The organism is Vibrio sp. 1288 (assembly GCF_033344475.1).
The window spans coordinates 1-539 of record NZ_JAWPOX010001019.1 but is presented as its reverse complement, the minus strand read 5'-3'; the positions used below and the strand labels follow the sequence as shown (position 1 = coordinate 539).

At 45.1% G+C, this 539-nt stretch carries 1 protein-coding gene; it reads left to right on the top strand.

Going from position 1 to position 539, the window contains the following annotated elements; genetic code table 11:
- Nucleotides 1-516: substrate-binding domain-containing protein (locus tag R8O11_RS30675; RefSeq protein WP_318195315.1), on the top strand; the 516-nt coding region annotated here is incomplete at its 5' end.
- Nucleotides 517-539 lie beyond the last annotated feature (23 nt).

Below are 539 nucleotides of genomic sequence, written 5' to 3'. Positions count from 1 at the left end.
GGTGGCTACCTAGCAACTAAATACCTTATCGATAACGGCCATACTGACATCGCCTGCCTGAGTGGTCACTTTGAGAAACTTGCTTGCCAAGAGCGTATCGCTGGTTTTCGTCGTGCCATGGCTGAAGCAAAACTGCCAATCAATGAAGATTGGATTCTTGAAGGTAACTTTGAATGTGATACTGCGGTACTGGTTGCAGACAAGATCACCGCGATGGAAAAACGCCCTACTGCAGTATTCTGTTTTAACGACACCATGGCACTTGGCTTAATGAGCCGTCTGCAACAAAACGGCATCAAGGTTCCAGATGACGTTTCTGTTATCGGTTACGACAACATTGAACTTGCAGAGTACTTCTCACCACCGCTAACAACGATTCACCAACCTAAACGTCGTGTGGGTAAAAATGCGTTTGAGATCCTACTTGAACGCATTAAAGATAAAGAACACGAAAAACGTGTGTTCGCGATGCAACCAGCGATTGTTATCCGCAATACCGTTAAGAAACTTCATTAAATGAACACAAGCGCCCTTAGAGG